Origin of the sequence: Pseudarthrobacter sp. MM222, assembly GCF_947090775.1 — a bacterium.
Classification (GTDB): domain Bacteria; phylum Actinomycetota; class Actinomycetes; order Actinomycetales; family Micrococcaceae; genus Arthrobacter.
In genome coordinates, this window is the sequence record NZ_OX352321.1 from 3,104,067 (window position 1) to 3,129,790 (window position 25,724).

24 protein-coding genes, 1 pseudogene and 1 riboswitch are annotated in these 25,724 nt (G+C 69.4%); of the genes and pseudogenes, 11 read left to right on the forward strand and 14 right to left on the reverse strand.

The annotated features are described in order from the left end of the window. Positions 1-9: 9 nt before the first annotated feature. The 6 genes from hemC to hemE all read right to left on the reverse strand — a co-directional run bounded on the left by hemC (position 10) and on the right by hemE (position 6,686). Positions 10-1,008: a hydroxymethylbilane synthase gene (gene hemC, locus OM977_RS14105; protein ID WP_264354550.1), complete on the reverse strand. Its 999-nt coding sequence runs from the start codon at positions 1,006-1,008 to the stop codon at positions 10-12. Then, positions 1,005-2,300 (reverse strand): ferrochelatase, encoded by a 1,296-nt coding sequence (locus OM977_RS14110; RefSeq protein WP_264354551.1) that lies wholly within the window; start codon positions 2,298-2,300, stop codon positions 1,005-1,007. Before OM977_RS14110 ends, hemC begins: the two co-directional genes overlap by 4 nt. Next, positions 2,297-3,022, reverse strand: coding sequence for a hydrogen peroxide-dependent heme synthase (gene hemQ, locus OM977_RS14115; RefSeq protein WP_264354552.1), 726 nt, complete (start codon positions 3,020-3,022; stop codon positions 2,297-2,299). The genes OM977_RS14110 and hemQ overlap by 4 nt, the downstream gene beginning before the upstream one ends. 115 nt (positions 3,023-3,137) lie before the next feature. Next, positions 3,138-3,932, reverse strand: coding sequence for a hypothetical protein (locus OM977_RS14120; RefSeq protein WP_264354553.1), 795 nt, complete (start codon positions 3,930-3,932; stop codon positions 3,138-3,140). 110 nt (positions 3,933-4,042) lie between these two features. Further along, on the reverse strand, positions 4,043-5,512 hold the full coding sequence (hemG, locus tag OM977_RS14125; RefSeq protein WP_264354554.1) for a protoporphyrinogen oxidase: 1,470 nt from the start codon (positions 5,510-5,512) through the stop codon (positions 4,043-4,045). Positions 5,513-5,516: 4 nt separating this feature from the next. After that, a complete protein-coding gene (gene hemE / locus OM977_RS14130; RefSeq protein WP_264354555.1) occupies positions 5,517-6,686 on the reverse strand; it encodes a uroporphyrinogen decarboxylase in 1,170 nt (389 codons plus the stop codon). Between the two features lie 158 nt (positions 6,687-6,844). Between hemE and OM977_RS14135 the strand changes: the two genes are divergently transcribed. Beyond that, on the forward strand, positions 6,845-8,191 hold the full coding sequence (locus OM977_RS14135; protein ID WP_264354556.1) for a glutamyl-tRNA reductase: 1,347 nt from the start codon (positions 6,845-6,847) through the stop codon (positions 8,189-8,191). A gap of 22 nt (positions 8,192-8,213) precedes the next feature. Here the strand turns inward: OM977_RS14135 and moeB are convergent, their stop codons facing one another. Beyond that, complete coding sequence (moeB, locus tag OM977_RS14140) at positions 8,214-9,344, reverse strand: molybdopterin-synthase adenylyltransferase MoeB (RefSeq protein ID WP_264354557.1); 1,131 nt, start codon at positions 9,342-9,344, stop codon at positions 8,214-8,216. Positions 9,345-9,533: 189 nt separating this feature from the next. Here moeB and OM977_RS14145 point away from each other — a divergent pair, with 189 nt between their 5' ends. The 3 genes from OM977_RS14145 to OM977_RS14155 are packed head-to-tail and all read left to right on the forward strand — an operon-like array spanning position 9,534 to position 10,784. Next, a complete protein-coding gene (locus OM977_RS14145; RefSeq protein ID WP_264354558.1) occupies positions 9,534-10,202 on the forward strand; it encodes a TetR/AcrR family transcriptional regulator in 669 nt (222 codons plus the stop codon). Between the two features lie 51 nt (positions 10,203-10,253). Further along, a complete protein-coding gene (locus OM977_RS14150; protein ID WP_264354559.1) occupies positions 10,254-10,478 on the forward strand; it encodes a DUF3107 domain-containing protein in 225 nt (74 codons plus the stop codon). 3 nt (positions 10,479-10,481) lie between these two features. After that, on the forward strand, positions 10,482-10,784 hold the full coding sequence (locus OM977_RS14155; RefSeq protein WP_264354560.1) for a hypothetical protein: 303 nt from the start codon (positions 10,482-10,484) through the stop codon (positions 10,782-10,784). Here the strand turns inward: OM977_RS14155 and OM977_RS14160 are convergent. The 4 genes from OM977_RS14160 to thiO form a co-directional block, all read right to left on the reverse strand. Beyond that, on the reverse strand, positions 10,762-11,502 hold the full coding sequence (locus tag OM977_RS14160) for a 4a-hydroxytetrahydrobiopterin dehydratase (RefSeq protein WP_264354561.1): 741 nt from the start codon (positions 11,500-11,502) through the stop codon (positions 10,762-10,764). The two genes, OM977_RS14155 and OM977_RS14160, sit on opposite strands and share 23 nt — an antisense overlap. Before the next feature lie 48 nt (positions 11,503-11,550). Continuing rightward, positions 11,551-12,369, reverse strand: a complete 819-nt coding sequence (locus tag OM977_RS14165) for a thiazole synthase (RefSeq protein ID WP_264354562.1) — start codon at positions 12,367-12,369, stop codon at positions 11,551-11,553. Between the two features lie 5 nt (positions 12,370-12,374). Beyond that, positions 12,375-12,611: a sulfur carrier protein ThiS gene (gene thiS / locus OM977_RS14170; RefSeq protein ID WP_264354563.1), complete on the reverse strand. Its 237-nt coding sequence runs from the start codon at positions 12,609-12,611 to the stop codon at positions 12,375-12,377. Beyond that, a complete protein-coding gene (gene thiO, locus OM977_RS14175) occupies positions 12,608-13,945 on the reverse strand; it encodes a glycine oxidase ThiO (protein ID WP_264354564.1) in 1,338 nt (445 codons plus the stop codon). Before thiO ends, thiS begins: the two co-directional genes overlap by 4 nt. Continuing rightward, a riboswitch (TPP riboswitch) is annotated at positions 13,939-14,076 on the reverse strand. (Overlaps the previous gene by 7 nt.) Before the next feature lie 25 nt (positions 14,077-14,101). Here thiO and thiE point away from each other — a divergent pair. Further along, on the forward strand, positions 14,102-14,797 hold the full coding sequence (gene thiE, locus OM977_RS14180; protein WP_264354565.1) for a thiamine phosphate synthase: 696 nt from the start codon (positions 14,102-14,104) through the stop codon (positions 14,795-14,797). Positions 14,798-14,822: 25 nt separating this feature from the next. On the opposite strand, the gene OM977_RS14185 is transcribed toward thiE, so the two are convergent. Continuing rightward, positions 14,823-15,494: a ferritin-like domain-containing protein gene (locus tag OM977_RS14185; RefSeq protein ID WP_264354566.1), complete on the reverse strand. Its 672-nt coding sequence runs from the start codon at positions 15,492-15,494 to the stop codon at positions 14,823-14,825. A gap of 41 nt (positions 15,495-15,535) precedes the next feature. Between OM977_RS14185 and OM977_RS14190 the strand changes: the two genes are divergently transcribed. From OM977_RS14190 to OM977_RS14200, 3 genes are all read left to right on the forward strand, one after another. Next, a complete protein-coding gene (locus tag OM977_RS14190) occupies positions 15,536-17,017 on the forward strand; it encodes an RNB domain-containing ribonuclease (RefSeq protein WP_264354567.1) in 1,482 nt (493 codons plus the stop codon). A 318-nt stretch (positions 17,018-17,335) separates the two neighbouring features. Further along, entirely contained in the window at positions 17,336-19,060 is a 1,725-nt protein-coding gene (locus OM977_RS14195) for a DEAD/DEAH box helicase (RefSeq protein ID WP_264354568.1), read from the forward strand. A gap of 8 nt (positions 19,061-19,068) precedes the next feature. Then, entirely contained in the window at positions 19,069-19,941 is an 873-nt protein-coding gene (locus tag OM977_RS14200; RefSeq protein ID WP_264354569.1) for a DNA-methyltransferase, read from the forward strand. A gap of 59 nt (positions 19,942-20,000) precedes the next feature. Here the strand turns inward: OM977_RS14200 and OM977_RS14205 are convergent, their stop codons facing one another. Beyond that, the gene (locus tag OM977_RS14205) at positions 20,001-20,846 is read right to left on the reverse strand and encodes a PHP domain-containing protein (protein WP_264354570.1); all 846 of its coding nucleotides are present in this window, start codon (positions 20,844-20,846) and stop codon (positions 20,001-20,003) included. Positions 20,847-20,917: 71 nt separating this feature from the next. On the opposite strand from OM977_RS14205, the gene OM977_RS14210 reads away from it, so the two are divergent. After that, the gene (locus OM977_RS14210) at positions 20,918-22,501 is read left to right on the forward strand and encodes an aminopeptidase P family protein (RefSeq protein ID WP_264354571.1); all 1,584 of its coding nucleotides are present in this window, start codon (positions 20,918-20,920) and stop codon (positions 22,499-22,501) included. A gap of 96 nt (positions 22,502-22,597) precedes the next feature. Here OM977_RS14210 and OM977_RS14215 read toward each other — a convergent pair whose 3' ends face one another. Next, positions 22,598-23,524 (reverse strand): general stress protein, encoded by a 927-nt coding sequence (locus OM977_RS14215; protein WP_264354572.1) that lies wholly within the window; start codon positions 23,522-23,524, stop codon positions 22,598-22,600. A gap of 77 nt (positions 23,525-23,601) precedes the next feature. On the opposite strand from OM977_RS14215, the gene OM977_RS14220 reads away from it, so the two are divergent. Together OM977_RS14220 and OM977_RS14225 are read left to right on the forward strand one after the other, a co-directional pair. Then, positions 23,602-24,885, forward strand: a complete 1,284-nt coding sequence (locus OM977_RS14220; RefSeq protein WP_264354573.1) for a magnesium transporter MgtE N-terminal domain-containing protein — start codon at positions 23,602-23,604, stop codon at positions 24,883-24,885. Next, positions 24,824-25,582 (forward strand): annotated as a pseudogene (locus OM977_RS14225) (DUF1003 domain-containing protein); the annotation flags it as partial. The gene OM977_RS14220 and the pseudogene OM977_RS14225, both read left to right, overlap by 62 nt. Positions 25,583-25,724 lie beyond the last annotated feature (142 nt).

A 25,724-nucleotide genomic window follows, 5' to 3' on the forward strand; every position in this document is an offset into this window, starting at 1 on the left:
CCCCGCGGTTCAGGATGCGGCGAGGTCCGCGATGTCGGCGGCTCCCCGGGCGAGCAGGACCTCCGCCAGCTCAATCCCCAGCAGCGTCGCCCCGATCTCGGTGAGTCCGTCGGTGGCCTTCCTGTCCCGCACGCTGGCCGTGCCGTCGACGGCACAGACGACGGCTTCAAGGTGCAGCATGCTGCCCTTGCGGTAGGCGTAGGCGCCCACCGGCGCGGCACATCCGGCCTCCAGCCGGGCCAGCAACGCGCGTTCTGCCGTGACGGCGAGCCGGGTGTCCGGGTCGTCGAGGGCGGCGAGGGCCTGCGCCAGCACGCCCTGGGAGCCTTCAGTGGATCCGGCCTTGCGGGGGGCGTCGGCGGCGCGGCATTCGATCGCCAGGGATCCTTGCCCGGCGGCCGGCAGCATGATGTCGGTCTCAAGGTATTCGCTGACGGTGTCCAGCCGGCCGATCCGGTGCAGTCCGGCGGCGGCGAGGACGACGGCGTCGAGATCGCAGGATTTGCCGTCCACGACGGTGTCGGTGCTGTTGCCCGGCAGCCCGGGGACCCGGCCCAGCCGCGTGTCCACGTTGCCGCGGATGTCCCGGATGTCGAGATCCGGACGCGCGGCGCGCAACTGGGCGGCCCGACGCGGGGATCCGGTGCCGACGGTGGCCCCGGCGGGCAGGTCGGCGAGCTTGAGGCCGTCACGGGCACAGAGTACGTCCCGGACATCGACGCGTTTCGGCGTCGCCGCGAGGCTCAGGCCGAGGGCGGGGCCGGTGGGCAGGTCCTTGAGCGAGTGCACGGCGACATCGCATTTGTCCTGCAGCAGGGCCTCGCGCAGTGCGGCGACGAAGACGCCGGTGCCGCCCAGCTGGGACAGCGAGCCGGTGAGGACATCGCCCTCGGTCTTGATGTGGACGAGCTCCACCGGGAACCCGCCGACGGCGGCAAGCTGGTCCGCGGTCTGCTGCGTCTGGGTGAGGGCGAGCTTGCTGGCGCGGGTGCCGATCCGGACGGTCATGGGGTCCCCCGGCCGGCTGACGTCGCGGCCGTGGACGCAGCCGCGGGAGCGGAACTGCCGGCAGCGGAGGCTTCCGGGTAGGAATCGTGGCCGGTACCGACGGTGGTGTCGGCTCCGGCGATGGTGGGCTTCTCGCCGCGGAAGTTGGCGCAGCAGCCGGGCCGGCACACGTCGTACCAGGGTCCGAGCGCGGTTAGGTGCGGCCGGTCGGCGATGTTGTTCGCGGCGGTCCGTTCGCAAATCAGGTCCACGAGTCCGCCGACGAACTTCCGGTGCGTTCCCGGGGTGGGCACGCGGGTGGCGGCCAGCCCCAGCTTGGCGCAGGTATCCAGCGCCTCAGTGTCAAGGTCCCAGACAACTTCCATATGGTCGCTGACGAAGCCGAGCGGCACGATCACGACGCCCTTGACGCCCTGGCCGGCAAGTTCCTCGATGGCATCGTTGATGTCCGGTTCCAGCCATGGCACGTGCGGTGCGCCGGAGCGGGACTGGTAGACGAGGGACCACGGGGCGGTCAGGCCCGTCTTGGTTTCCACCCGGCGGATGACCTCGGCGCCGGAGGCCAGGTGCTGGGCGGCATAGGCGGAGTCCTCTGCAAAGTGGCGTGGCTCCTCCTCGGAGCGTCCGGCGGCTTCGGCATCGCGGGTCGGGATGGAGTGCGTCGCGAACAGGATGTGCACCGGGGTGCCGGCCGCCCCGAGCTGGGCCTGGACGTGGGCGAGGCCGGCCGCGGTGCCCTCGACGAAGGGCTCCACGAAACCGGGGTGATCGAAGTACTGCCGCACCTTGTCCACTTCGAGTTTCCCGTCGAGGCCGGTCTCGGTCAGCGCCATGCCGATGTCCTCGCGGTATTGGCGGCAGCTGGAGTAGCAGGAGTAGGCACTCGTGGTGATCATCAGGACCTTGCGGTGCCCGGCGTCGTAGATGTCCTGAAGCGTCTGCGGGATGTACGGGTCCCAGTTGCGGTTGCCCCAGAACACTGGCAGTTCAATGCCGCGGGAGGCGAGCTCGGCCTCGATGCCGGCTTTCAGCTCGCGGTTTTGCTGGTTGATCGGGCTGATACCGCCGTTGGCGCGGTAGTGGTGCGAGACCGCCTCGAGCCGCTCGTCCGGGATGCCGCGCCCGCGTGTGACGTTGCGGAGGAACGGGAGAACGTCGTCCTGGCCTTCGGGCCCGCCGAAGGAAGCGAGGAGCACGGCGTCGTACTCCTTGGGGGCCATCCGGCCGGCCTCGGTGACCGGATTGACGGCGGTCTCCTGGGCACCGGATCCCTGGGGTTCGAGCGGGCTCATGCAAGGACCTCGGCGATCTCGGCGGCGGTGACCCGGCGGCCGGTGTAGAAGGGGATTTCCTCGCGGACGTGGTGGCGGGCCTCGGTGGCGCGGAGGTGGCGCATCAGGTCCACGAGGTCCACGAGTTCGGGGGCTTCCAGGCCGAGGATCCATTCCCAGTCTCCCAGGGCGAAGGAGGAGACGGTGTTGGAGATGACCTGGGGGAATTCGCGGCCCAGCATGCCGTGGTCGCGGAGCATGGCGCCGCGCTCGGCGTCGGGCAGGAGGTACCACTCGTAGGAGCGGACGAAGGGGTAGACGCAGAGCCATTCTGCCGGTGCCACGCCGCGGGAGTAGGCGGGCGTGTGGTTCTTGGCGAACTCGGCCTCGCGGTGCACGCCCATTGCGGACCACGCGATCTCGGTGCCCGCGAAGAGCTTGCTGCGCCGGATATCCCGGATCGCCCGCTGCAGGGCCTCCGGCTGGGGCCCGTGCAGCCACACCATGATGTCGGCGTCCGCCCGCATGGCAGAGACGTCGTAACTGCCGCGGTGGACCACTCCCGCATCGGCCAGCCGGGCAGTCAGCGCGTCGAACTCCTCGGCAGCGTCGTCGCTGCGCGGGACCTCGGCGGACCGCTTGAAGACCGTCCAAAGCGTGAAGAACTGCTCGGTGGATTCTTCGTTTGCTGATTCGGTGACTGATCCGGTTTTAGTGACAGATTCGGCAGAAGTGTGGCTCATAGATACCAGTCTGCCCCTTCCCCTTGGCTAAGTCGAAACAGAGCACTTCTACAGGGCGTAGAAGTGCTGGATTTCACACTTCAGTCCGGAGGCAGGGGTTCCGGCAGCGTTTCGCTCAGGTCCTGCGCAGCCTGGTGGCGACGACGCCGGCGATTCCGGACAGCCCGACAAGGCCGATTCCCCAGCCGAGCAACGGGGAAAGGCCGGTTTCCTCCGCGGAGGTGGCCTTGAGCGAAGTGCTGCCGGAACGGCCGTCAGTCCCGGCCGGTACTTCCGTCCGCGCCGGACCGGGCTCCGGCTGCACCGCAGCGTCCAGGCCGGGTTCCGACGTTGGGACTGCGTCCGGGCCGTCCGGGTCAAGGGTACCGGCCCCGGGTGGGGGCGTGGCGGGAGCCGGATCCCCGGCGGCGCTCCGGCCGGCGGCCGGGGCGGCGGGCTGCGGAGCGGAGGGCTGGCTTTCGGCCGGCGGGCCGCCCTGGGGCGCCTCCGGCTGAGCGGTGCCGGACTGCGTCGGGGAAGGCGTTGCCGTCCGGTCCGGCGCGGCCGCCTCACCGTCGTCGTCATCGTCGTCCTGCCCGGGCTGCTGCGAGGGTGACGCCGGCTTCGTCGGCGTCGGCTCCGCTGAGGACTCCGGCCGCCCGGACGAGGTGGGCTGTTGCGACGCCGTCGGTTGCGGGGAACCGAGCAGGTTACCGAGCAGGCCGTCGAGGCCGCGCGACAGCGATCCCCCCGCCGTTGCTGCGCCCGCTGTCGTTGCTGCGGCGGCCAGGACTCCGGTTGCGGCGTGCGAGGCAGGAACTCCTGCTGAGCCGGCCAGCACCGCCCCGAGCGCGGCAGCTGCCAGGCCGTGCCGGAGTCCCCGATGGCGGCCTGCCTGCGTCCTTGAATCGTTGGACCTGTGAATAACCATGGTCATCGACCCTAACGGGGATCAGGTCCCGGGGGAATTTTGACTGCCGGCCGGTGGGCATGCTCAGCGCAGCGGCAAAGGGGCGAGGAATGCGGACCCGGCAACGGCGGTCACGCCAGCAGGGTACGCAGCACTTTGGGTGTGTCGGCGACGATCGCGGCGAGCCCGTTGCCGGACAGCCAGCCGCCCACGACGGCGAGGGTCCCGTCCGCGGCGCAGATCTCCCGGACTTCGGCGACGCGGCGCTTGTGCCCGAGGGACGCGAACGGCAGGGCACCGGACCAGCGCACCACGTCCCAGGCCTGCACGGAGCCGGCCTGGACCGGAACGGCGAGCAGGGCCGAGGCGTCCTGCAAGGCGGCGTCGAACAGTTCGGCGTCGGTCCGGGGCTCCGGAGCGGATCCGTTGGCGGGCCGCGGGCCGCGCCCGTAGGAGAGGCGGAGGACATGGGTGCCGGGGGCGGCTTGCTCAGCCAGCCAGCGCCACTTTGCGGTGGCATGGGTGAGGGCCTTGGCCGCGATGCCCGGACTTTGCGGCGCCACCAGGATCCCGGTGCCGCGCGGGGCGGAGTCGAGCTCCGGCAGGTCCACCACGAGGGTGACCAGGCTGACGTCCGGTCCGGCGGCGGGCCGGCGGCTGGCGACCTCCGGCAGGGCCCCGGAAAGCAGCCCGACGGCGGCCGGACCTTCGACCGCGACGACCAGCAGCCCGGCGTCGTAGTCGCGGTCTCCGGACCGGACGCGCCAGCCACCGGCAGTCCGCTCGACAGTATCGGCCCGCTTACTGCTCAGCAGCGTCACGCCGCGGTCCCGCAGATCGGCCAGGAGCGCGGAGATCAGCGTGTGCATTCCACCCCGGAGGCCCGCCACGGCCGAGCCGGCTTTCTGTAGGGCGGGGCCCGGGGCGCGGTCTCCGGCCCCGCTCCCGGGCGCGCCGGGGGCGCCCCTGCGCTGGGCGGCGACGGCGGCGGCGAGGGAGCCATGTTGCCGGATTCCGGCGCGCAGTCCCGGCGCCACCATATCCACGTCGAGCACGGCCGGGTCGGCGGAGTGGACCCCGCCGACAACCGGCGCCACGAGACGCTCGAGGACCCGGCGCCCCATCCGGGCGCGGACCAAGGCCGAGACACTTGTGTCCCCGCGGCCGGTGCCAATCGAGGCCGGAAGGAGGGCATCCAGGGAGGCACGGAGTGAGCCCAGCGTGCCGAGCGAACGCCGGACCTCGGGATCCCAGGGGTTGGCCGGGATACCGAGCACTCCGGTCCGGGGCAGTTCGCGGGGACCGTCAGGCAGCTGGACCCAGGCGCCCCCTGGGTTCGGAGCCACGATCTCGGCCGCGAGACCCAGCTCGGCGGCGAGGTCGGCCACAGCTGAGGAGCGGGTGGCGAAGGACTCGGCGCCGCTGTCCAGGGTCAGGCCGCCGACGACATGGCTGCCGACGCAGCCGCCCCACTCCCTGGAAGCCTCCAGCACGGTGGTGCTGACACCGGCGCGGGCCAGTTCCCGGGCGGCCAGCAGGCCGGAGATCCCCCCGCCCACCACCACGGCGGTCCGGCCGGGGCTGCGCTCAGCTGCGCCCATGCCGCTATTCCGGGGAAATCGAGTGAATCAGTTCGACGACGCGCGTCAGCACCGTCGGATCCGTCTCTGGCGGAACCCCGTGACCCAGATTCAGCACATGGCCCGGAGCCGAGGCGCCGGCCGCAATGACCGCCCGGACATGGGCTTCCAGCACCTCCCAGGGTGCGGACAGCAGGGCCGGGTCGATGTTCCCCTGCAGCGGCACGGTTCCGCCCAGGCGGCGGTTCGCCTCATCCAGCGGCAGCCGGTAGTCCACGCCCACCACGTCAACGCCGACGTCGCGCATGGCCACGAGCAGTTCCGAGGTTCCGGTGCCGAAGTGGATCAGCGGGGCGCCGAGGTGCCGGACGTGGTCCAGGGCACGCGACGAGGCCGGGGCGACGAAGCGCGTGTAGTCCGCGAGCCCCAGCGAACCGGCCCAGGAATCGAAGAGCTGACCGGCCGAGGCGCCGGCCTCGAGCTGGGCCCGCAGGAACATTCCGGAGGCATCGGCGGCCCAGTTGGCCAGCGCGGTCCAGGTCTCGGGATCGGCGTGCATCATGGTGCGCGGGCCGAGGTGGTCGCGGGAGGGCTTGCCTTCGACCATGTAGGCCGCGAGCGTGAACGGGGCACCGGCGAAGCCGATCAGCGGGGTGCTGCCCAGCTCGGCCACCGTGAGCCGGACGGCTTCGCGGATGGGCTCGAGGGCCTCCCAGGTCAGCTGCGGCAAGGCGGCGACGTCCGCTGCGGTGCGCACCGGCTTGTCCAGGACCGGTCCCACGCCGGGAACAATATCCACTCCGACGCCGGCCAGCTTCAGCGGGATCACGATGTCCGAGAAGAAGATGGCCGCATCAACATCGTGACGGCGGACCGGCTGCAGGGTGATCTCGGAGGCAAGCTCCGGGCGCAGGCAGGAGTCCAGCATGGCCACGCCTTCGCGGACCTTAAGGTATTCGGGCAGCGAGCGGCCGGCCTGCCGCATGAACCAGACCGGACGGCGGGATGGTTTGCCGCCGCGGTATGCGGTGATCAGCGGGGAATCCGCGGTGCGGCCGTCCACCAGGGGGTGATCGTCGGGGAGGCCGGGACGGCCGTCTGCTTTCAAACCGGCGGTTGACCCGGCGGTTGAGGAATGGAGGTGCGACGTGCTCATCTGGGACGTGCCGTCTGTGGCCGCAGGGCTAGGAGTCATGACTTTGATTGTGCCCAAAATCGGCTCCAAAAGATAACGACAGCCTGTCAGCCGGGCCGTTGTGGGTGCCCCCGTGGCGGGAATCACAGGGCAGCGTGCGCGGTCCCACGCCGCATTGTTGGTCGGCGCGGTGACGTCAAAGCTATGATTGTTCTGCTGTGGTTCTTTTCTCATTGGTGGCGACCCACGCCGACATCGACCTCGAGACCGTTGCTCAACTGAGCACCGGCGCCTCAGAGCTGGCTACATCCGCCCTCGCCGGATCGCCGGCCGTGGCGGGTGCCGTTGTCCTTGCCACCTGCAACCGCTTCGAAATCTACGGCGAGGCTCCGCGCCCCGACGACGTCGAGGCCGCCCGCGCCGCCCTCATCGCCCAGATCAGCGGCACCACGGGGCTCCACGAACAGCTCGTCGCCCGGTCCTTCAGCACCCGGACCGGCTCCGAAGTCAGCCGGCATTTGTTCTCGGTCAGCTCCGGTCTGGACTCTGCCGTCGTCGGGGAGCGCGAAATCGCAGGCCAGGTCCGACGGGCCCTGATCACCGCCCAGCACGAGGGCACGGCCAGCTCCGGCCTTGTCCGGCTGTTCCAGGCCGCGTCCAAGACCGCCAAGGACGTCGGGGCACAAACCGCCCTCGGATCCCGCGGACTCTCGATCGTCTCCGTGGCCCTGGACCTCGCCACCGAACTATCCGAGAACCCGGACTGGTCCACCAAGAAGGCCGTCGTCTTCGGCACCGGCGCCTACGCCGGGGCGACTATGTCACTGCTCCGCGAACGCGGCTGCACGGACGTCTCCGTCTACTCCTCCTCGGGCCGCGCGGCCGGCTTCGTCGCCACCCGCGGGGGCACGGCCTTGGATGCGGCGAGCCTGCCGGCCGCCGTCGCGGCCGCCGACGTTCTGATCGGCTGCAGCGGATCCGACACCCGGGTCGAGGCCTCGGAACTGGCCCGGGTCCGGTCCGACTCGCCGCAGCCGCTGATCGCCATCGACCTCGCCCTCACGCACGACTTCGATCCCGCCGTCGGCGAGCTCGACGGCGTGGAGCTCCTCACGCTCGAGTCCGTGCGCCTTGCCGCCCCGCAGGAACAGTCCGAGTCGCTGGAGCAGGCGAGCAGCATCGTCGCGGGGGCTGCCAGCGCTTTTGAGCAGGAACGTGAAGCCCGGTCCGTGGACTCGGCGATTGTCGCGCTGCGCCGGCACACCATGAACGTTTTGGACGCGGAAATGGAAAAGGTCCGGGCCCGGCATGGCTGCACCGCCGCGGCCGAAGAAGTCGAGTTTGCCTTGCGCCGCATGGTCAAGCAGCTGCTGCACGTGCCGACGGTCCGCGCCCGCGAGCTCGCCGCCAACGGCCAGCAGGAGAACTACGTCGCAGCCCTCGAGGCCCTGTACGGCATCACGGTCGAACAGCCTGCCGACCGGGCGGCAGACGGCGGGTGCCCGGTCGACCACGGCGGGCCGGCCGGAACAATTCCGACGGCGGCCGAGCGGGAAACAGCTTAATTTCCGCCTCAGCGAGGGAAGTTCAGTACACCGGCTTCTCGGGCTCCACGTCCCGCACCCAGGCCAGGATGCCGCCGTCGAGATGGCTCACCCGTTCGTAGCCGGCAGCGCGTGCCGCGGCCAGGACTGCGGCGGAGCGGGTTCCGCCTTTGCAGTGGAACACGATGTCGACGTCCTGCGGCAGCTCCCCCCACGCTTCCCCGGCCAGGATCCTGCCCTGCGGGATCAGCACTGCGCCGTCGATCCGGACGATCTCATACTCGCCGGTTTCACGCACATCGACGAGTTGGAAGTCCTTGAGACCGGCCTTGCGGGATGCCAGCATGGTGGCGAGCTGGGTGGCGGTGACGGTGCGTTCGGTACCCGCGTCGGCGGACGGGGTGATGCCGCAAAACGCCTCATAATCGGTGAGTTCCGTGACGCGTTCCGTCTCGGGGTCCCGGGAAACGTTGATTTCGCGCCAGCTTCCGCCGAGGGCATCGAAGAGCGCCACGCGTCCCAGCAGGGAGCGTCCGACGCCGGTGATCAGCTTGACCGCTTCGGTCACCATGAGCGAGCCGACGGCTGCGCAGAGCATGCCGAACACCCCGCCCTCCCCGCAGGACGGAACGGAACCGGCCGGCGGTGCCTCCGGGTACAGATCACGGTACGTCGGTCCGTGCTTCTCCCAGAAGACGCTGACCTGCCCGTCGAAGCGGAAGATCGAACCCCAGACATAGGGCTTGCCGAGGATGGCCGCTGCGTCGTTGACAAGGTAGCGCGTGGCGAAGTTGTCGGCGCCGTCGAGGATCAGGTCGTAGCCGGCGAACAGGTCCAGGGCGTTGGAAGCGTCGAGCCGGACGTTGTGCAGCCGGACGTCGACAAGCGGATTCAGCGCGGCGATCGCGTCCCGGGCGGACTCGATCTTGGGCCGGCCGACGTCCGCGACGCCATGGATCACCTGGCGCTGGAGGTTGCTCAGGTCCACGACGTCGTCGTCGATGATGCCCAGGGTGCCCACCCCTGCAGCGGCGAGGTACAACAGCGCCGGTGAGCCGAGGCCGCCTGCACCGATCACCAGTACTTTGGCGTTCTTGAGCCGGCGCTGGCCGATCGAGCCGATCTCGGGAATGATCAAGTGCCGGGAGTAGCGTTCCACCTCGTCAGCACTCATACCCTCGGCCGGCTCCACGAGCGGGCCAGGCACTGAAGCGGGCAGCGGATACCGCACTGGTTCCGGCGTTGCAGGTGCGGCGGTTGCGGTGAACTTGGAGGCCATAGTTCAATCTATGCCCGAAGATACCGCCAGGTCATATTACCCACGCGTAAAGTGGACCTAACAGCGAAGGAAAGTAGGCCGACAGTGGTTCATCAGGCACCGGTTGGACATGACCCCGCCGGCAGGGCGGGGTCCGGGCAGGTCCGGAGCGGCGGGCCGCGGTCGGCACGTCTTCCCCGCGACGAACGCCGGGCGCAGTTGCTGGCCGCCGCCCAGGAGGTCTTTGTTGCCAACGGATACCACGGTGCCGCGATGGACGAAATCGCAGAAACCGCCCGGGTGAGTAAGCCGGTGCTTTACCAGCACTTTCCGTCCAAGCGTGAGTTGTACCTGGCGCTGCTGGACAGCCACCTGAGCAAGCTCATCGAGCTGCTGCTGGGTGCGTTGAACTCCACCACGGACAACGACGAGCGGGTCCAGGCCGTCATGCGCGCCTATTTCCGCTTCATTGCCCACGATGACCAGGCCCACCGTCTCGTCTTCGAATCCGACCTGATCAATGATCCGGACGTGAGCGCCCGGCTGGAGTCGTTCAACAAGACTTTCGCCGACGCCGTCGCGCGCGTCATCGCCGAGGACACCAAGCTTCCGGAGCTCAAAGCACAGCTGCTGGGGCGCGGACTCGCCGGGATGGCGCAGGTCAGCGCCCGGTACTGGCTGGAAACTGACGGGAATCTTGACCTCGATGTGGCCAGCGACCTGATCTATCGTTTAGCTTGGCGCGGAATCTCCCGTTTCCCCAAGGAGTCCTAGACTACAAATAGAGAACACGTTTAGAACTTTGATTGGCTGGGAGGCCTTGCAGTGGAAGTAAAGATCGGCATTCAGAACATCGGCCGCGAAATTGTCCTGGAATCGGCGCAGGATGCTGACACCCTGGCCAAGGTAGTCGCGGATTCCATCTCGAAGGGCACCGAGCTCCGCCTTACGGATGAGAAGGGCCGCCAGATCATCATCCCCGCCAACGTCCTCGGCTACGTCGAAATCGGCGCCGAAGAAGTACGCCGCGTCGGTTTCGGCGCCCTCTAGCTCATGCTGTCCTTGATTGTGGTTGCGATGGTGACCGTGGCCGCAGGCTTCGTGGTCTGGGCCAACGACAAGCGGCACGCCAAGTACGGCATCAGCGTGCCGGCAGGCGTTGCGGCCGCCGTGGGGATGCTGAGCTGGATTATTTTCACGGCGGCGGGACTGGGCTACCAGCCCGGCCTGACCTGGATTCCGTGGGTCCTGCCCATGGTGATCGGTACGGCAGCCGCCGTGGCCGTGGCACTGTACCTGGGCCGGCGCCGCACACAGCACGACACTGCCCGCCTCACCGCCATCCTGCGCCTCTAGGTGTACTGCGCCGGCGGGCGCGGCGGGCCGTCCTGGCCTCGTTCAGGCCCTCCGGCAGCTCCGGTCCGTGGCCTTCTTCGGTGCAGAGGCACAGCCGGTTCCCCTGCGCATCCGTGACCACCACCCAGGCGGGTGCGTGGTCACGGTTCATTAAGGCCCCGGCGGCTGCCGTCTTCTCCAGCACCGGCCCCGACTCGGCCCTGCTGCGGTGGATATCGAGGTGGAGGCGATTGGGGTTCGGCGTGGATGTCTCCCGAAACCAGAGGGTCGGACCGCGACCGTACGGGTCGCGGAGGTCGCCGCTACCGCCCTTGCGGTAACCCAGGGCCAGCCGCCAGAGCTCGGAGACAGCCGCCGGATCCTCGGAATCGATGGCCACCTCCACGGTGCGGTACAGCCCCGGCTCTGCGGTGGCGCCCAATGCGGCGGCCGCCGCGCTGGCCGCCGCCGCGGCCTCAACGTCCTTGCGGGTGACCTGGCCGCCGGCGTCGTGCGAGCTATACCGGAGAAAGACCCGGTTGTAGCGCCAGTCGAGGTCCGGGTGGTGGTCCTGTTCTTCGGCCTGGCGTCCCAGGCCCGCAATCAGCTCGAGTGCCGCGGCCGACGTCGGCGCCTTGTAGACCGTGACCAGCCCGCCCAGGCGGTACCGGAAGTCGGGAAGACTGGCCAGGGCGGCGTCGACCTGGTCCTGGTTGAGGACGTTGTCCGTGGCTCCCATGACGGCTCCTTTGCTGGCCGGACCTGTTTTTCCAGCGCTGTGCCGGACCTACAGGAACTCGGCCCGGCCTTCCATGGCCGAGGATGCCAGCGCGTGCTCGCGGCGCGGGATCCTGCCGGCCCTTTTCGCCAGCCTACCGGCGATGACAGCATGCTTGAAGGCCTCACCCATCTGCGCCGGATTCTGTGCCCTGGTCACCGCGGTGGCGAGCAGCACGGCATCGCAGCCGAGTTCCATGGCCAGTGCCGCGTCAGAGGCGGTGCCGATGCCGGCGTCCAGGACCACCGGCACGGAGGCCCGCGAGACGATCAGTTCAATGTTGTGCGGGTTGAGGATGCCCAGCCCGGTGCCGATGGGTGAGCCCAGGGGCATCACGGCCACGGCGCCAAGGTTTTCCAGGCGCAGGGCCAGCACCGGGTCATCGTTGCTGTACGCGAACACTTTGAAGCCGCGTCCCACGAGCTGTTCGGTGGCGTCCACGAGTTCCACGGCATCCGGCAGCAGGGTGTGCTCGTCGGCGATGACTTCCAGCTTCACCCAGTCCGTTTCGAGGGCCTCGCGGGCCAGTTCGGCGGTCAGCACGGCGTCCCGGGCGGTGAAGCAGCCCGCGGTGTTCGGCAGTACCCGGATGTTGTGATCCACCAGCAACTGGAACAAGGAGCCGGCCTCCGCCGGAGAGTAGCGGCGCATGGCCACGGTGGTCAGCTCCGTGCCGGACGCCACGAGGGCTGCCCCGAGGCCGTCGAGGCTGGGCGCCCCGCCGGTCCCCATGATCAGCCGGGAACCCAGCCGTACGCCGTCGACGACGAACGCGTCCCCGGTTGCCGGCGATGCCGGCGGGGTTGCGGCGCGTGTAGTTGCTTCCATGTTGCTCAACCTCCCTGTACTGCCGTAACCAGCTCGACGTCGTCCCCGTCGGCGAGCGCCGTGCCGTGCCATTGGCTGCGGGGCACCACGCATGCGTTGCGGGCTACGGCGACGCCGAGCTTCCGCCCGTCGGTTGCCTGCCCGTTCGGGGCGAGCGTCCGCCCGGTGATCTGGCTGACAAGGGTGCTGACGGAGGCGCCGTCGGGGACTGCGTGCTCCGTGCCGTTGAGTCTGATCTTCATAGTGCTTCCTCGCTGCGCTCTGGGTGGGGGCTTGGGTGCTGGGGACTTGGGTCGGGAGCGCCGGCGGAGAACCTGTCCGGCCGGAACCGGCTCCAGCGGGGGTCCGCCGTGCCCTCCAGCAGCTGCCGGCAGATCTGCGCGGCCACGGGAGTCAGAAGGATGCCGTGCCGGAAGAATCCGGTAGCGACGATGATTCCCGCGACGTCGCCCGGGCGGCCGGCAGCCCGGTCGGCAACGCGGCCCAGCAGCGGGGCGTTGTCCGGCGTCGCGGGCCGGGCCCGGGCGGTGGCCTCCAGCAGTTCCAGTTCGGCGACGGCGGGCAGCAGCTGCTGGGCATCCCGCAGCAGCTGGTACACGCCTCCGGCGGAGACCGCGCCCACCCCGGATTCCGCCGGTTCCGCGAGGGCGTCTTCGCGCTGGGTGGCTCCTATCACCACGGTGCCGTCCCGGCGCGGGACGATGTAGACCGGCACGCCGCGGACCAGGCCCCGCACGGTGGAGCCCAGCAGCGGCCGCAGCCGGGCCGGTACCCGGAGCCGGAGGATGTCGCCGTGGACCGGCCGCAGCGGCAGGCTAAGTCCGGGCGGGAGCCCGCCGAGCCCGGCGGCGCCAAGACCGTTGGCCACGATGGTCTCCCCCGCGCGGACTTGCGCTCCGCCGGCCAGCCTGACGCCGGCGACACGTCCGTCCTGCCAGAGCAGCCCTGCGGCGCGGCGCTGCACGGCATGGCTCCCGCTGTCCGCTGCCAGCAGCGCCGCGATCCGGGCAAGCAGGAGCCGGGGGTCCACCTGGTGGTCGGCGGGAATGTCGAAGGCGCAGGAAATGCCCGGGCTCAGCAGTGGCTCGCGTCGGCGGGCCTCGCGGACGGTAAGGGGCTCCACCGAGAGTCCGCAGGCCTGCTGCACGTTCCGGAGGTCCGCGAGCGCCCGGCGGTCGGCCGCATCGGCGCCCACCGCGAGGGTCGGCGTCGTGAGGTAACCGGTCCCGGTGGCTGCTCCGTTACCGCCGCTGTCAGTGGGTTCCGCGGCTGCGGGCTGGAGCCGCGCCGCGAAGTCGGGCCACAACCGGGAGGACTCGAGCATCAGCTCCAGCAGGTCCTCCTCCTGGTAGTGGAGTTCACTCACCGGGGCCAGCATGCCGGCCGCAGCCCAGCTGGCGCCGGTGCCGGGGGCGTCGTCGATCAGGGCCACGGTCCGGCCCGAGCGACGCACCTCCCACGCGATACCGTGCCCGACGACGCCGCCGCCGATCACGGCCACGTCGTAATATTGCCCGGCGGGACCGTCATGCGGCGCCGCGGCGGGCGCATCCCTCAAACCGGCTGGAGTGCCCATGGCGGATTCCTTCCCTACGCCGGTACTAACCGGATCAGGTCAAGCGGTCGGCTCTGATGCCCTCTCAGCCCTGCAGGGCCGAAAACGCCAAGTGGCGCATGACCTTGCAGCGGGCTCCCGCGGTATGGCCCAGTTTAGAGGAACTAGGCTTGGGGTATGAGCCGCGATGACGTCCACACCACCGCCCGCCTGTACCTGTGCACCGATGCCCGCAGGGACCGCGGCGACTTTGAGGCCTTCGTGGATGCCGCCTTTGCCGGCGGCGTCGACATCATCCAGCTGCGCGATAAGTCCCTCGAGGCGGCCGAGGAACTCGAGCTGCTCGAGATCCTGCACCAGTCGGCCCACCGGCACGGACGGCTCTGGGCGGTCAACGACCGTGCGGATCTGGCCGCACTGTCGGGCGCGCCCGTGTTCCATGTCGGCCAGAAGGACATCCCGCTCGCGGCCGCCAGGCACTTCCTCGGCAAGGATGCCGTGGTGGGGCTGTCCACGCACAGCCCGGACCAGGTGGACGCGGCGATCCTCGCATCGCCTGGCCGCAGCGGCCTCGACTACTTCTGCGTGGGACCCGTCTGGGCCACGCCCACCAAGCCGGGCCGAGCCGCCGTCGGGCTGGAGCTGGTGCGGTATGCCGCCGAAGCGATCCGCCGGGCCGAGGCTGCCGACGTCGGCAGGGTGGACGGTGTGGTGCCCTGGTTCGCGATCGGCGGCATCGACCTGGGGAACGTGGAGCAGGTGGTGGAAGCCGGTGCCCGCCGGATCGTGGTGGTCCGGGCCATCACCGAGGCTGAGGATCCCGCCGGCGCCGCCCGCGACCTGCTGGCCGCCCTCGACGCCGCGGAAGCCTGACGGCAGCGGCGGCCGCCCCGGCAAGCTAGCCGGCCAGCCCCAGCTGCGTCATCCGCTGCGAGTGATTGGCGGCGAGTTGCACCGTCAGTTCCCGGACCATTTCCCGGGACCGCTCCTCGTCCGCACCGATCAGACCGCCGAGGAACGCGTGCTCGAAGCTGACCCGCCGGGCCTGCGTCAGGGCCTCCCCCAGCAGCCGCCTCGCCCACAGCGCCAGCCGGGAAGCCAGCCGCGGGTCGTCGGCAAGGGCCGTCTTGAGCCGGTCCCGCAGCACCGCGGTGGCCGCTTCATCGGCCTGGATCCGTTCCACCAGGAGGCGGGTGGAGGCGTCCACGTGCAGAGCCACCGCGCGGTAAAAATCCGCGGAGACCGTGTCGATCACGTACGCCTTCATGAGGGACTCGAACCAGTCGGCCGGGCGGGTGCGCTCGTGGAAGTGGTCCACGGAAGGCTGGAAGGGCAGCATGGCCACCTCCGGGTCCAGGCCCATTTCATCAAGCCGGGCGCTCACCAGTTCATAGTGCTGGAACTCGATCACGGCGATCCTGCCCAGCACGGCGCGATCGTGCAGCGAGGGCGAATAACGGGCATCGGAGGAGAGCCGTTCGAAGGCTGACAGCTCCCCGTAGGCCATCACGCCGAGCAGATCCATCAGAAAGCTGTTGTAACGGGCAGGATCAGCCGGCGATGTGCTCATGATCCAAGACTAATGGCGCAATTCGGGCTAACCTGATTTTCGTGTCCCATCATCGCCTGACCCCCAGCATCCACCGGCAGGAGAACCAACTTGCCCTGGCGCTGCACGCGCTGCGCACCACGCTGGAGCTGCCCGGACCGTTCCCGGAGGACGTCCTGCGCGAAGCCAAGGAAGCCGTGGCCGGGCACGAACTGCCGGAGCTTGATTTCACCCATATCGACTTCGTGACCATCGATCCGGAGTCCTCCACGGACCTTGACCAGGCTCTCCACATTTCCCGCGCCGGCACGGGCTACCAACTGCATTACGCCATCGCGGACGTCCCCTCCTTCGTGTCCCCCGGCGGAGTGCTCGACGCCGAAACCCGCCGACGCGGCCAGACCTTCTACACCCCGGACGGCCGGATTCCGCTGCATCCGGAGGTCATCAGTGAGGAGGCCGGCAGCCTGCTCGCCGGTCAGCTTTGCGCCGCTTTCGTCTGGGAATTCGAGCTCGACGCCGACGCCGAGGTCTCCTCGGTGCTGGTGCGCCGGGCCCGGGTCCGCAGCCGGGCCAAACTCAGCTATCCGGGTGTCCAGGCGCAGCTCGACGCCGGTACCGCGGGGCCCGTGCTGCAGCTGCTCAAGGAAGTCGGAATCAAGCGCGTGGAGCTGGAGCGGCTCCGCGGCGGCGCCAGCCTGAACATGCCGGAACAGGAGATCGAACAGCTGCCCGACGGCGGCTACCGGATCGTCGCCGCCCCGCCGCTGCCGGTGGAGGACTGGAATGCCCAGATTTCGCTCATGACCGGGATGGCCGCTGCCGGGATCATGCTCGCAGGCAAGGTCGGCATCCTGCGCACCATGCCCGCCCCGGACGAGAACTCGCTGGCGCACTTTCACCGCCAGACCCGAGCCCTCGGCAAGCCCTGGGACGGGGAGATGAGCTATGGCGAATACCTGCGCACCCTGGACCCGACAGATCCGCCGCAGCTGGCGATCGTGCACTCGGCCGGCATGCTGTTCCGCGGCGCCGGCTACACGCCCTTCGACGGAAGCGTTCCGGAGGCCGCTACCCAGTCCGCCATCGGCGCGGCGTATGCCCACTCCACCGCACCCCTGCGCCGGCTGATCGACCGCTTCGTGCTGGTGATCTGCGAGGCGCTCAGCAACGGCACGGAGGTTCCGGCGTGGGCCCGCGAGGCCCTGCCTTCGCTGCCCGCCATCATGGGGACCTCGGACCAGCTCGCCGCCAGGCTGGAGCGGCTCTCCCTCGATACCGTGGAGGCTGCGCTGCTGAGCAACCACATCGGCGAGGAGTTCGACGCCGTCGTCATCTCCGGTTCCAAACCGGCCAGGAACGGCAACGGGAAGAACGGGAACGGCAACGGCAATGGCAACGGGCCGTCCGGGATGGTGCAGATTGCGGAACCTGCCGTCACTGCACGGTGCCCGGGCGAGCTGGAAGCGGGCACCCAGATCCGGGTCCGGGTGCTCTCGGCCGATATCGCCAGCGGGGAGATCCGGCTGGAACTGGCGGGCTGACACCCCCGCGTCATCCCCGGGATTTCCGGCCGCGCGGGCCGGCCCGTGGGCGTCCAGTCGAGGTTCCGGGCTGCGTGCAGCTAGACTGGGAAGGTAGATATGGATGCCCGGTCGTTGATTTCCTTGATTTTCGAATTCAACAAGCCCGCCCCTACGCGATCTTGAGATAGACCCGCTGGTCCCCAGTGCCAGCATTTAGATAGCCCGCGATCGGCTTCCACTGGAATTGCCTGCGCGCCTGAGCGTGCTCCGGAACGGCCTCCGGCCGGCCCCGTTGAGCAAGCAGCGCAGCCCAAAATGAATAAGGAAACTCCCCTAGTGAGTGAATTGCATACGCACCAGCTTCTGATCGACGAATCCGGAACGGAAACGCTCGAGCCAGAAGAAACCATCATCTCGGACGAAATGCCGCACGAGATCGCCGAAAAGACCTTCGCCGACTACAACGTCCGCGCCGACATCGTGGAGTCCCTCGCCGACGCCGGCATTACGCACCCCTTCCCCATCCAGGCAATGACGCTGCCCGTGGCCCTGAGCGGCCACGACATCATCGGCCAGGCCAAGACCGGCACCGGCAAGACCCTCGGCTTCGGCATCCCGGCCCTGCAGCGCGTGATCGGCCCCGACGACGAGGGGTTCGACAAGCTGCCCGCCCCGGGTGCACCGCAGGCCCTCGTGATCGTGCCGACGCGTGAACTCGCCGTCCAGGTCGCCAACGACCTGCAGAACGCGGCCCGCAAGCGCAATGCCCGGATCACCACCATCTACGGCGGCCGCGCCTACGAGCCGCAGGTCGAGGCACTGCAGAAGGGCGTCGAGGTCGTCGTCGGCACCCCCGGCCGCCTGATCGACCTTTACAAGCAAAAGCACCTCGTGCTCAAGAACGTCAAGATGGTCATCCTTGACGAGGCCGACGAGATGCTGGACCTTGGCTTCCTCCCGGACGTCGAGACGCTCATCGCCGGCACCCCCGCGGTCCGGCAGACGCTGCTCTTCTCGGCCACCATGCCCGGCCCGGTCGTTGCCATGGCCCGGCGCTACATGACGAAGCCGACCCACATCCGCGCCGCCGACCCGGACGACGAGGGCCTGACCAAGCGCGACATCCGCCAGCTGATCTACCGTGCCCACAGCATGGACAAGATCGAGGTCGTCGCCCGCATCCTGCAGGCCCGCGGACGCGGCCGCACCATCATCTTCACCAAGACCAAGCGCACCGCGGCGAAGGTTGCCGAGGAGCTGGTGGACCGCGGCTTCGCGGCCGCCGCCATCCACGGTGACCTCGGCCAGGGCGCCCGCGAGCAGGCGCTGCGCGCCTTCCGCAACAACAAGGTGGACGTCCTTGTGGCCACCGACGTCGCCGCCCGCGGCATTGACGTCGACGACGTCACCCACGTCATCAACTACCAGTGCGTCGAGGACGAAAAGATCTACCTGCACCGCGTCGGCCGCACCGGCCGGGCCGGGAACAAGGGCACCGCCGTGACCTTCGTGGACTGGGATGACATGCCGCGGTGGGGACTGATCAACAAGGCCCTGGGCCTCAGTGTCCCGGAGCCGGTGGAGACCTATTCCTCCTCCGCGCACCTCTTCGAGGAGCTGGACATCCCCGAGGGCACCAAGGGCCGCCTGCCCCGCAACAAGCGGGTGCTGGCCGGTGTCGACGCCGAGGTCCTCGAGGATCTGGGCGAGACCGGCAAGAAGAACGCGCGCCCCAGCGGCCGTGACGGCAGCCGCGACAGCGCCCGCGCGGGACAAAGCGGCGGCCGTGACGGCGGCCGCGGCGCTGGCAAGGAAAGCGGCCGCGACGCCCGCCGCAGCGGCGGGGAATCCGGCGGACGGTCCGGCGAGCGCCGTCGTCGTCCCGCCGAAGCCGAAACCAGCACCCGGCCGGCGGCGGAGGCACCGGCCAAGGTGGCCAGCGTCCCGACCGAAGTCGACCGCGCCACCCGCGCCCGCCGCCGGACCCGCCGCCGCAACGGCGAAGTGGTCGCCGGTGAAGGGCAGCAGGCCAGCGCCCGCCCCAGCAACGCCGAGGCCTAAACCCCTTCATGACTGACACCGTCTGGGCGCCGGACGGCAGCAACCTGGTGGTACACGCGGACAACGCGGAGTACCTGCCAACGCTGCCGGACGGCGCCTTCACACTCATTTACGTGGACCCGCCCTTCAACACCGGCCGGGTGCAGCGGCGCCAGGAGACCAGGATGGTCCTCAACGCCGGCGGCGAGGGCGACAGGGTCGGCTTCAAGGGCCGGTCCTACGACACGATCAAGGGCGCGCTGCACAGCTACGACGACGCGTTCAGCGACTACTGGACGTTCCTGGAACCGCGGCTGGTCGAGGCCTGGCGGCTGCTCGCGGACGACGGGACCCTGTACCTGCACCTCGACTACCGGGAAGTCCACTACGCCAAGGTCATGCTCGACGCGATCTTCGGCCGCGAGTGCTTCCTGAACGAGATCATCTGGGCCTACGACTACGGCGCCCGGGCCAAGTACCGCTGGCCCACGAAGCACGACAACATCCTCGTGTATGTGAAGAACCCGGCACGGTACCACTTCGACAGCGCCGAGGTGGACCGGGAGCCCTACATGGCCCCTGGCCTGGTGACCCCGGCAAAACGGGAACTCGGCAAGCTGCCTACCGACGTCTGGTGGCACACGATCGTGTCGCCGACCGGCAAGGAGAAGACCGGGTATCCGACCCAGAAGCCCGAGGGCCTGATCCGGCGTGTGGTGGCCGCATCAAGCCGGCCCGGCGACTGGTGCCTCGACTTCTTCGCCGGCTCCGGGACGCTCGGGGCCGTCGCCGCGAAGCTGGACCGCAGGTTCGTCTGCGTGGACCAGAACCAGCCGGCCATCGATGTCATGGCCAAGCGCCTCTCCGCCCACGCTGAGTTCGCCGCCTTCCCGCCCAACTAGCTCGCAGCAGGGGGCCTTTCTGGCCGGCCCCTGCCGCCACCTGTTTGGGGAGGGGAGCTTCAGCGAACCACCGCGGATCCGGTGCCCAGTTCCTCGATCCGCGCGAAGACCTCCGGCGAGGTCACGTTCTCGCCCAGCAGGTTCGGCTTCCCGGCACCGTGGTAGTCGGAGGACCCGGTCACCAGCAGGCCGTGCCTCTGCGCCAACTTGCGCAGGAACTCCCTGCCCTCTTCGGGATTGTCCCGGTGGTAGATCTCCAGCCCGGCCAGGCCAGCGTCAATCATCTCGTGGTAGGTCCGGTCCCCCACGATCCGTCCGCGGGCGGACGCCACCGGATGGGCAAACACCGGGACCCCGCCGGCGGCGCGGACCAGTTCGACGGCGAGTGCGGGATCGGGCGCGTAATGCTGCACGTAGTAGCGCGAGCGCGAAGTAAGGATCGAACTGAAGGCCTCGGTCCTGTCCTCGACGACCCCGGCGGCCACGAGCGCGTCGGCGATGTGCGGCCGCCCCAGGGTGGCCCCGGGCGCGACGTGGTGGATGACGTCGTCCCACGTCAGCGGGTAGTCCTCGGCAAGCAGGCTGACCATCCGCTCGGCCCGCGTATAGCGCGCATCCTTGGCCTTGGTGATTTCCTCCAGCAGCCCGGGGTGCTCCGGGTCGTGCAGATAGCTGAGCAGGTGGACGCTGATGCCCTCGGAGGTCCGGCAGGAAATCTCCATCCCGGGAACCAGCGCGACGCCGTTGTCCCGCGCGGCCAGCGCGGCCTCCGCCCAGCCGTCAGTGGAGTCGTGGTCCGTCAGGGCCACCACGTCGATCCCGGCCTCGGCGGCGGACGCCATCACGTCGGCCGGGGCCTGGGTGCCGTCGGAAACATTCGAGTGCGCATGCAGGTCTATCCTCACCCCACCAGCCTAGTAGATGGGTCCCGGGAGCCTGTTGGCCTAAGCCGCGCCGCTGGTGAGACTATGGGACGGTGAACGATGCCGATAACACCCCTGTCTCCGCTTCCCAGCCCCTCGAAGAGCGCGTGAACAACCGCTCGCAGCGGCCCACTTCCGACGCTTTCAAGGCTTTCATGGCCAGCAACTGGGCTCCGTCCCCGCAGCAGACTCCCGAAAGGGACGCCGTAGCCGGCCATGCGGCGGACCGCCGCCGGGCCATCTCGGAGCTGTTCAAGGGTGAACGCCTGGTCCTCCCCGCCGGTCCGTTGAAGGTCCGCTCGAACGACTGCGACTACCGCTTCCGCCCGCATTCCGCCTTCGCGCACCTGACCGGGCTGGGCCTGGACCATGAGCCGGACGCGGTCCTCGTCCTGGAACCCGCGGGGGAAGGCAAGGGCGACGACGGCGGCCACCACCACGCAACGCTCTACTTCCGCCCGCTCGCCGGCCGCGACACGGAACAGTTCTACGCCGATTCCCGCTCCGGCGAATTCTGGATCGGTACCCGCCCGACGCTGGCCGAGTTCAAGGCCCGTCTCGGCCTGGCGACCGCTGACCTCAGCGAACTGGAACTCGCCATCACCAAGAACGTCGGCGCCCCGGAAATCGGCGGCATTTCGGTGCGGCTGGTGCGCAAGGTGGACGAAAACATCGACGCCCTCGTGGATACGGCCCGGTACAACACGGCCAAGGATCCGGAGAACCTGGACCTCGGCGTCTTCGATGGCCTGGACGAGAAGCTCACCGAAGCGCTCTCCGAGCTTCGCCTGCTCAAGGACGAGTGGGAAGTCGGGCAGCTCAAGCTCGCCGTGGCCGCCACGGTGGAGGGCTTCACGGACGTGGTCAAGGCCCTGCCGCGGGCGCTGACCCACCAGCGCGGCGAACGCGTCGTCGAAGGCGTGTTCTTCGCCCGCGCCCGGGAGGAAGGCAACGAGCTCGGTTACGACACGATCGCCGCCTCCGGCAACAACGCCACGGTGCTGCACTGGACCCGGAACACCGGCAAGGTCACGGCCGGCGAATTGCTGCTGCTGGACGCCGGCGTCGAGGCCGAATCGCTCTACACCGCGGACATCACCCGCACGCTGCCTGCCAACGGCACCTTCTCCGCGATCCAGCGGAAGGTCTATGAGGCCGTGCTCGACGCCGCCGACGCAGGCTTTGCCGCCGCGCAGCCCGGCGCGAAGTTCCGTGACATCCACAGCGCGGCCTCCGCCGTGCTGGCGGAGCGGCTCGCCGAATGGGGCCTGCTGCCGGTGTCCGTGGAGGAAGCCATCAGCCCCGACGGCCAGCAGCACCGGCGCTGGATGCCCCACGGCACCAGCCACCATCTGGGGCTGGACGTGCACGACTGCGCCCAGGCGAAGCGTGAACTGTACCTGGACGGTGTTCTCACGCCCGGCATGGTGTTCACGATTGAGCCCGGCCTCTACTTCAAGAACGAGGATCTGGGCATTCCCGAGGAATACCGCGGCATCGGCGTCCGCATCGAGGACGACGTCCTGATGACCCCCGCCGGGCCCGTCAACCTCAGCGCCGCCCTGCCGCGCAAGGCCGGCGACGTCGAGTCCTGGATGGCCGGGATCTACCAGGAAGCCGAAGGCCAGCAGCCGTAGCCTTCGCCGCCGTTCGCGCGACCACGGGAGCGCAGAGAGCCCCGTCCCGGAAATATCCGGGACGGGGCTCTCTGCCTGCCGGGAGGCGGCCGGCGGCTACGGCTTGGAACCGTCCTGGCCGGGTTCATGCTTGGGGGTGACCCGCACGCCGTACTGCGGCCGGCCATCGGGCAGGTCCGGGTAGCGGACCGCCGCCGGGCGTGCCGGCTCCGCCTCGCCCTGGGGAGCCGGCTCGGCGGGCTGGCCCGGGACAGCCTGGCCGGCCTCGGGCTGCCGGGCGGGTTCAGCCGGGTGCGCTCCGCCCGTGCCGGCGTCCGCGCTGCGCTGGCCATACGGATCGTTCCAGCCTGCGGGGCGCTGCGGCCCCTGCCCCTGCGGCCCTTGGCCCGGCTGGGCCGGCTGGGCCTGGCCCTGCTGCTGGGGTCCCGGTTGCTGGGGGGCCTGCTGGCCGGCCTGCTGGTACGGCTGGTGCTGGTAGTCCTGCTGCGCGTAGCCGGCCGGCGCGGCGGCCTCACGCTGGGTCATCGGCAGCTGGTGGAGCAGCCGGCGCGCCTCGTTGGCGGCCTCGAAGGACACGACGACGTCATAGCTGGTCGCCACGACCTGGCTGGTTGACGTAAAGTCGCGCTTTCCGCGCTGCATCGCGTAGGTAACGATGCCGAAGAGCATGAAGAACGCGGCGCCCATCAGCACCGACGTGATGATCGAGAAGTAGCCCCCGGTCGGGGAGAAGAAGGACAGCATGACGCCGACGAAGAGGCCGAACCACATGCCGCTCAGCGCCCCGGAGAGGGCCACGCGCGGGTAGCTGAGCCGGCCGGTGACCCGTTCCACCATCTTGAGGTCATTGCCCACAATCGAGACCATCTGCACCGGGAACTGCTGGTCCGCCAGGTAGTCCACCGCCTTTTGGGCATCCAGGTAGGAAGTGTAGGAACCGACAGTGTCGCCCTTGGGGACAGTGCGGGCCTCGTCCGGGCCGGTGGGGGCGCCAGCCCTGGGAGCACCAAAAATGTTTGACATATCCCCATTCTTACCTATCCGGCTGGGGTGCGCCTGTAAATTCAGCTAAAAGAGAGCAGACTCGGTAGCCTGTACAAGTGAGCACAAATCTTACGCGGGTGTTTGTTGCGCGCCTCCTCGGACTCGACGTCTTTGACCCGCTTGGCGACCGTCTGGGCCGGCTGCGTGACGTCGTCGTGCTCTCTCGCGGCAACCGGGGCGCCCCGCACGTCGTCGGCATCGTCGTGGAGGTCCCCGGCAAGAAGCGCGTATTTGTTCCGATGACCCGGATCACCTCGATCGACCAGACCCAGATCATCTGCACCGGACTTGTGAACCTCCGCCGCTTTGAACAGCGCGGCGCGGAGACGCTCGTGGTCGCCGAAATGTTCGACCGCCGCGTGACCCTCGCCGACGGCAGCGGGGACGCCACGATCGAGGACATCGCGATGGACCGGCACCGTTCCGGCGACTGGTTTGTCAGCAAGCTCTTCGTCCGCCGCGGCCACTCCCTCTCGCCGCTGAGCAGGCTGCGGCGCAACGAGACCATGATCATCGACTGGGCTGACGCACAGCAGGGCGCCCGGACCGAGCCGCAGGCGGCCACGCAGTTCGTCGCCACGCATGAGGACCTGAAGCCTGCCGACTTCGCCGAGGCCCTCCAGGAGATGAGCGACAAGCGCCGCTTCGAGGTCGCCAGCGAGCTGCAGGACGAACGCCTGGCCGACGTCCTGCAGGAGATGCCGGAAGGGGACCAGGTGGAGATCCTCTCCGCCCTCGACGTCAACCGCGCCGCCGACGTGCTGGAGGAAATGGACCCGGACGACGCCGCCGACCTCCTCGCCGAGCTCCCCAGCGCCCAGGCCGAAGAGCTGCTCCAGCTGATGGAACCCGAAGGCGCGGAAGACGTCCGCCGCCTGCTCGAATATGACGAGGACACCGCCGGTGGCCTGATGACCCCCGTGCCGGTCATCCTGCCGCCGGAGGCAACCGTGGCGGAAGCCCTCGCCCACGTCCGGCGTGAGGAACTCTCCCCCGCGCTGGCGTCCTCGATCTTCATCGCGCGCCCCCCGCTGGAGACGCCGACCGGACGTTTCCTCGGCGTCGTGCATATCCAGCAACTGCTGCGCTTCCCCCCGCCCGAACCGCTGGGCAACCTGGTGGACAAGACCCTGGAACCGGTCTCGGACCAGGCCCACATCAGTGAGGTGGCCCGCACCTTGGCCACCTACAACCTCAACTCGCTTCCCGTGGTCAACAGCGACGGACGGCTTGTCGGGGCGGTCACGGTTGATGACGTGCTGGATCACCTGTTGCCCGATGACTGGCGCGCCCACGACGACGACGCCCCGATCAGGAAACTGGGAGGCCGCATTGGCTGAAATCGGCACACCGCGGGGCCCCGGCAACCGCCCGGGCAGCAAGGCCACCGGCAAGGGCAGTCTCGACACGCCCCTGAGCGGGCGGCAGCGGATCCTGCCCAAGTTCTCGCCGAACCCGGACGCCTTCGGCCAAACCACCGAGGGTTTTGCCCGGTTCATGGGCACGCCGCAGTTCCTGGTGTACATGACGGTGTTCGTCGTCGTCTGGCTGGTCTGGAACACCTGGGCTCCCTTGGCTTGGCAGTTCGACTCCCGCGACCTCGGCTTCACCCTGCTGACCCTGATGCTTTCGCTGCAGGCCTCCTACGCCGCTCCGCTGCTGCTGCTGGCGCAGAACCGCCAGGATGACCGCGACCGCGTGTCACTCCAGCAGGACCGGCAGCGCGCGGAACGCAACCTCTCGGACACCGAGTACCTGACCCGGGAACTTGCCTCGCTCAGGATCGCGCTGCGCGAAGTTGCCACCCGCGACTACGTCCGGACGGAGTTGCGCAGCCTGCTGGAGGACATGCTGGAGGCACAGGAGGAACTGCGCACCCATGACCCGTCGGCCGGGGCGCATGAAACCCCGCGCGACAAAGTTAAGGAGAAGCTGAAGGAACGGCGCGACAAGCAGCGCAGCCCCCGGACGCAGCAAATCCCCCGGGTCCACGACGCCCGCAAGCGCACCGCCGCGCCGGACGGCCCGGACAGCCCCGGCGGCCCGGACAGTGCCGGCAGCCCGGACAGTCCCGGCAGCCTGGACACCCCGGTCGACTCCCGGTTCGAGGCGCGGCCCGGGACCACTCCGGACAACGCCGCCCCGCCCGCCCCCCGCACCTTCCCCGAGAGCTGAGCAT

Excerpts from the sequence above, each read along its gene's own strand:
- hemC (WP_264354550.1), bottom strand. The coding sequence starts at position 1,008 with ATGACCGTCCGGATCGGCACCCGCGCCAGCAAGCTCGCCCTCACCCAG.
- OM977_RS14110 (WP_264354551.1), bottom strand. The coding sequence starts at position 2,300 with ATGAGCCCGCTCGAACCCCAGGGATCCGGTGCCCAGGAGACCGCCGTC.
- hemQ (WP_264354552.1), bottom strand. The coding sequence starts at position 3,022 with ATGAGCCACACTTCTGCCGAATCTGTCACTAAAACCGGATCAGTCACC.
- OM977_RS14120 (WP_264354553.1), bottom strand. The coding sequence starts at position 3,932 with ATGGTTATTCACAGGTCCAACGATTCAAGGACGCAGGCAGGCCGCCAT.
- hemG (WP_264354554.1), bottom strand. The coding sequence starts at position 5,512 with ATGGGCGCAGCTGAGCGCAGCCCCGGCCGGACCGCCGTGGTGGTGGGC.
- hemE (WP_264354555.1), bottom strand. The coding sequence starts at position 6,686 with ATGACTCCTAGCCCTGCGGCCACAGACGGCACGTCCCAGATGAGCACG.
- moeB (WP_264354557.1), bottom strand. The coding sequence starts at position 9,344 with ATGAGTGCTGACGAGGTGGAACGCTACTCCCGGCACTTGATCATTCCC.
- OM977_RS14155 (WP_264354560.1), top strand. The coding sequence starts at position 10,482 with ATGCTGTCCTTGATTGTGGTTGCGATGGTGACCGTGGCCGCAGGCTTC.
- OM977_RS14160 (WP_264354561.1), bottom strand. The coding sequence starts at position 11,502 with ATGGGAGCCACGGACAACGTCCTCAACCAGGACCAGGTCGACGCCGCC.
- OM977_RS14165 (WP_264354562.1), bottom strand. The coding sequence starts at position 12,369 with ATGGAAGCAACTACACGCGCCGCAACCCCGCCGGCATCGCCGGCAACC.
- thiS (WP_264354563.1), bottom strand. The coding sequence starts at position 12,611 with ATGAAGATCAGACTCAACGGCACGGAGCACGCAGTCCCCGACGGCGCC.
- thiO (WP_264354564.1), bottom strand. The coding sequence starts at position 13,945 with ATGGGCACTCCAGCCGGTTTGAGGGATGCGCCCGCCGCGGCGCCGCAT.
- thiE (WP_264354565.1), top strand. The coding sequence starts at position 14,102 with ATGAGCCGCGATGACGTCCACACCACCGCCCGCCTGTACCTGTGCACC.
- OM977_RS14185 (WP_264354566.1), bottom strand. The coding sequence starts at position 15,494 with ATGAGCACATCGCCGGCTGATCCTGCCCGTTACAACAGCTTTCTGATG.
- OM977_RS14200 (WP_264354569.1), top strand. The coding sequence starts at position 19,069 with ATGACTGACACCGTCTGGGCGCCGGACGGCAGCAACCTGGTGGTACAC.
- OM977_RS14215 (WP_264354572.1), bottom strand. The coding sequence starts at position 23,524 with ATGTCAAACATTTTTGGTGCTCCCAGGGCTGGCGCCCCCACCGGCCCG.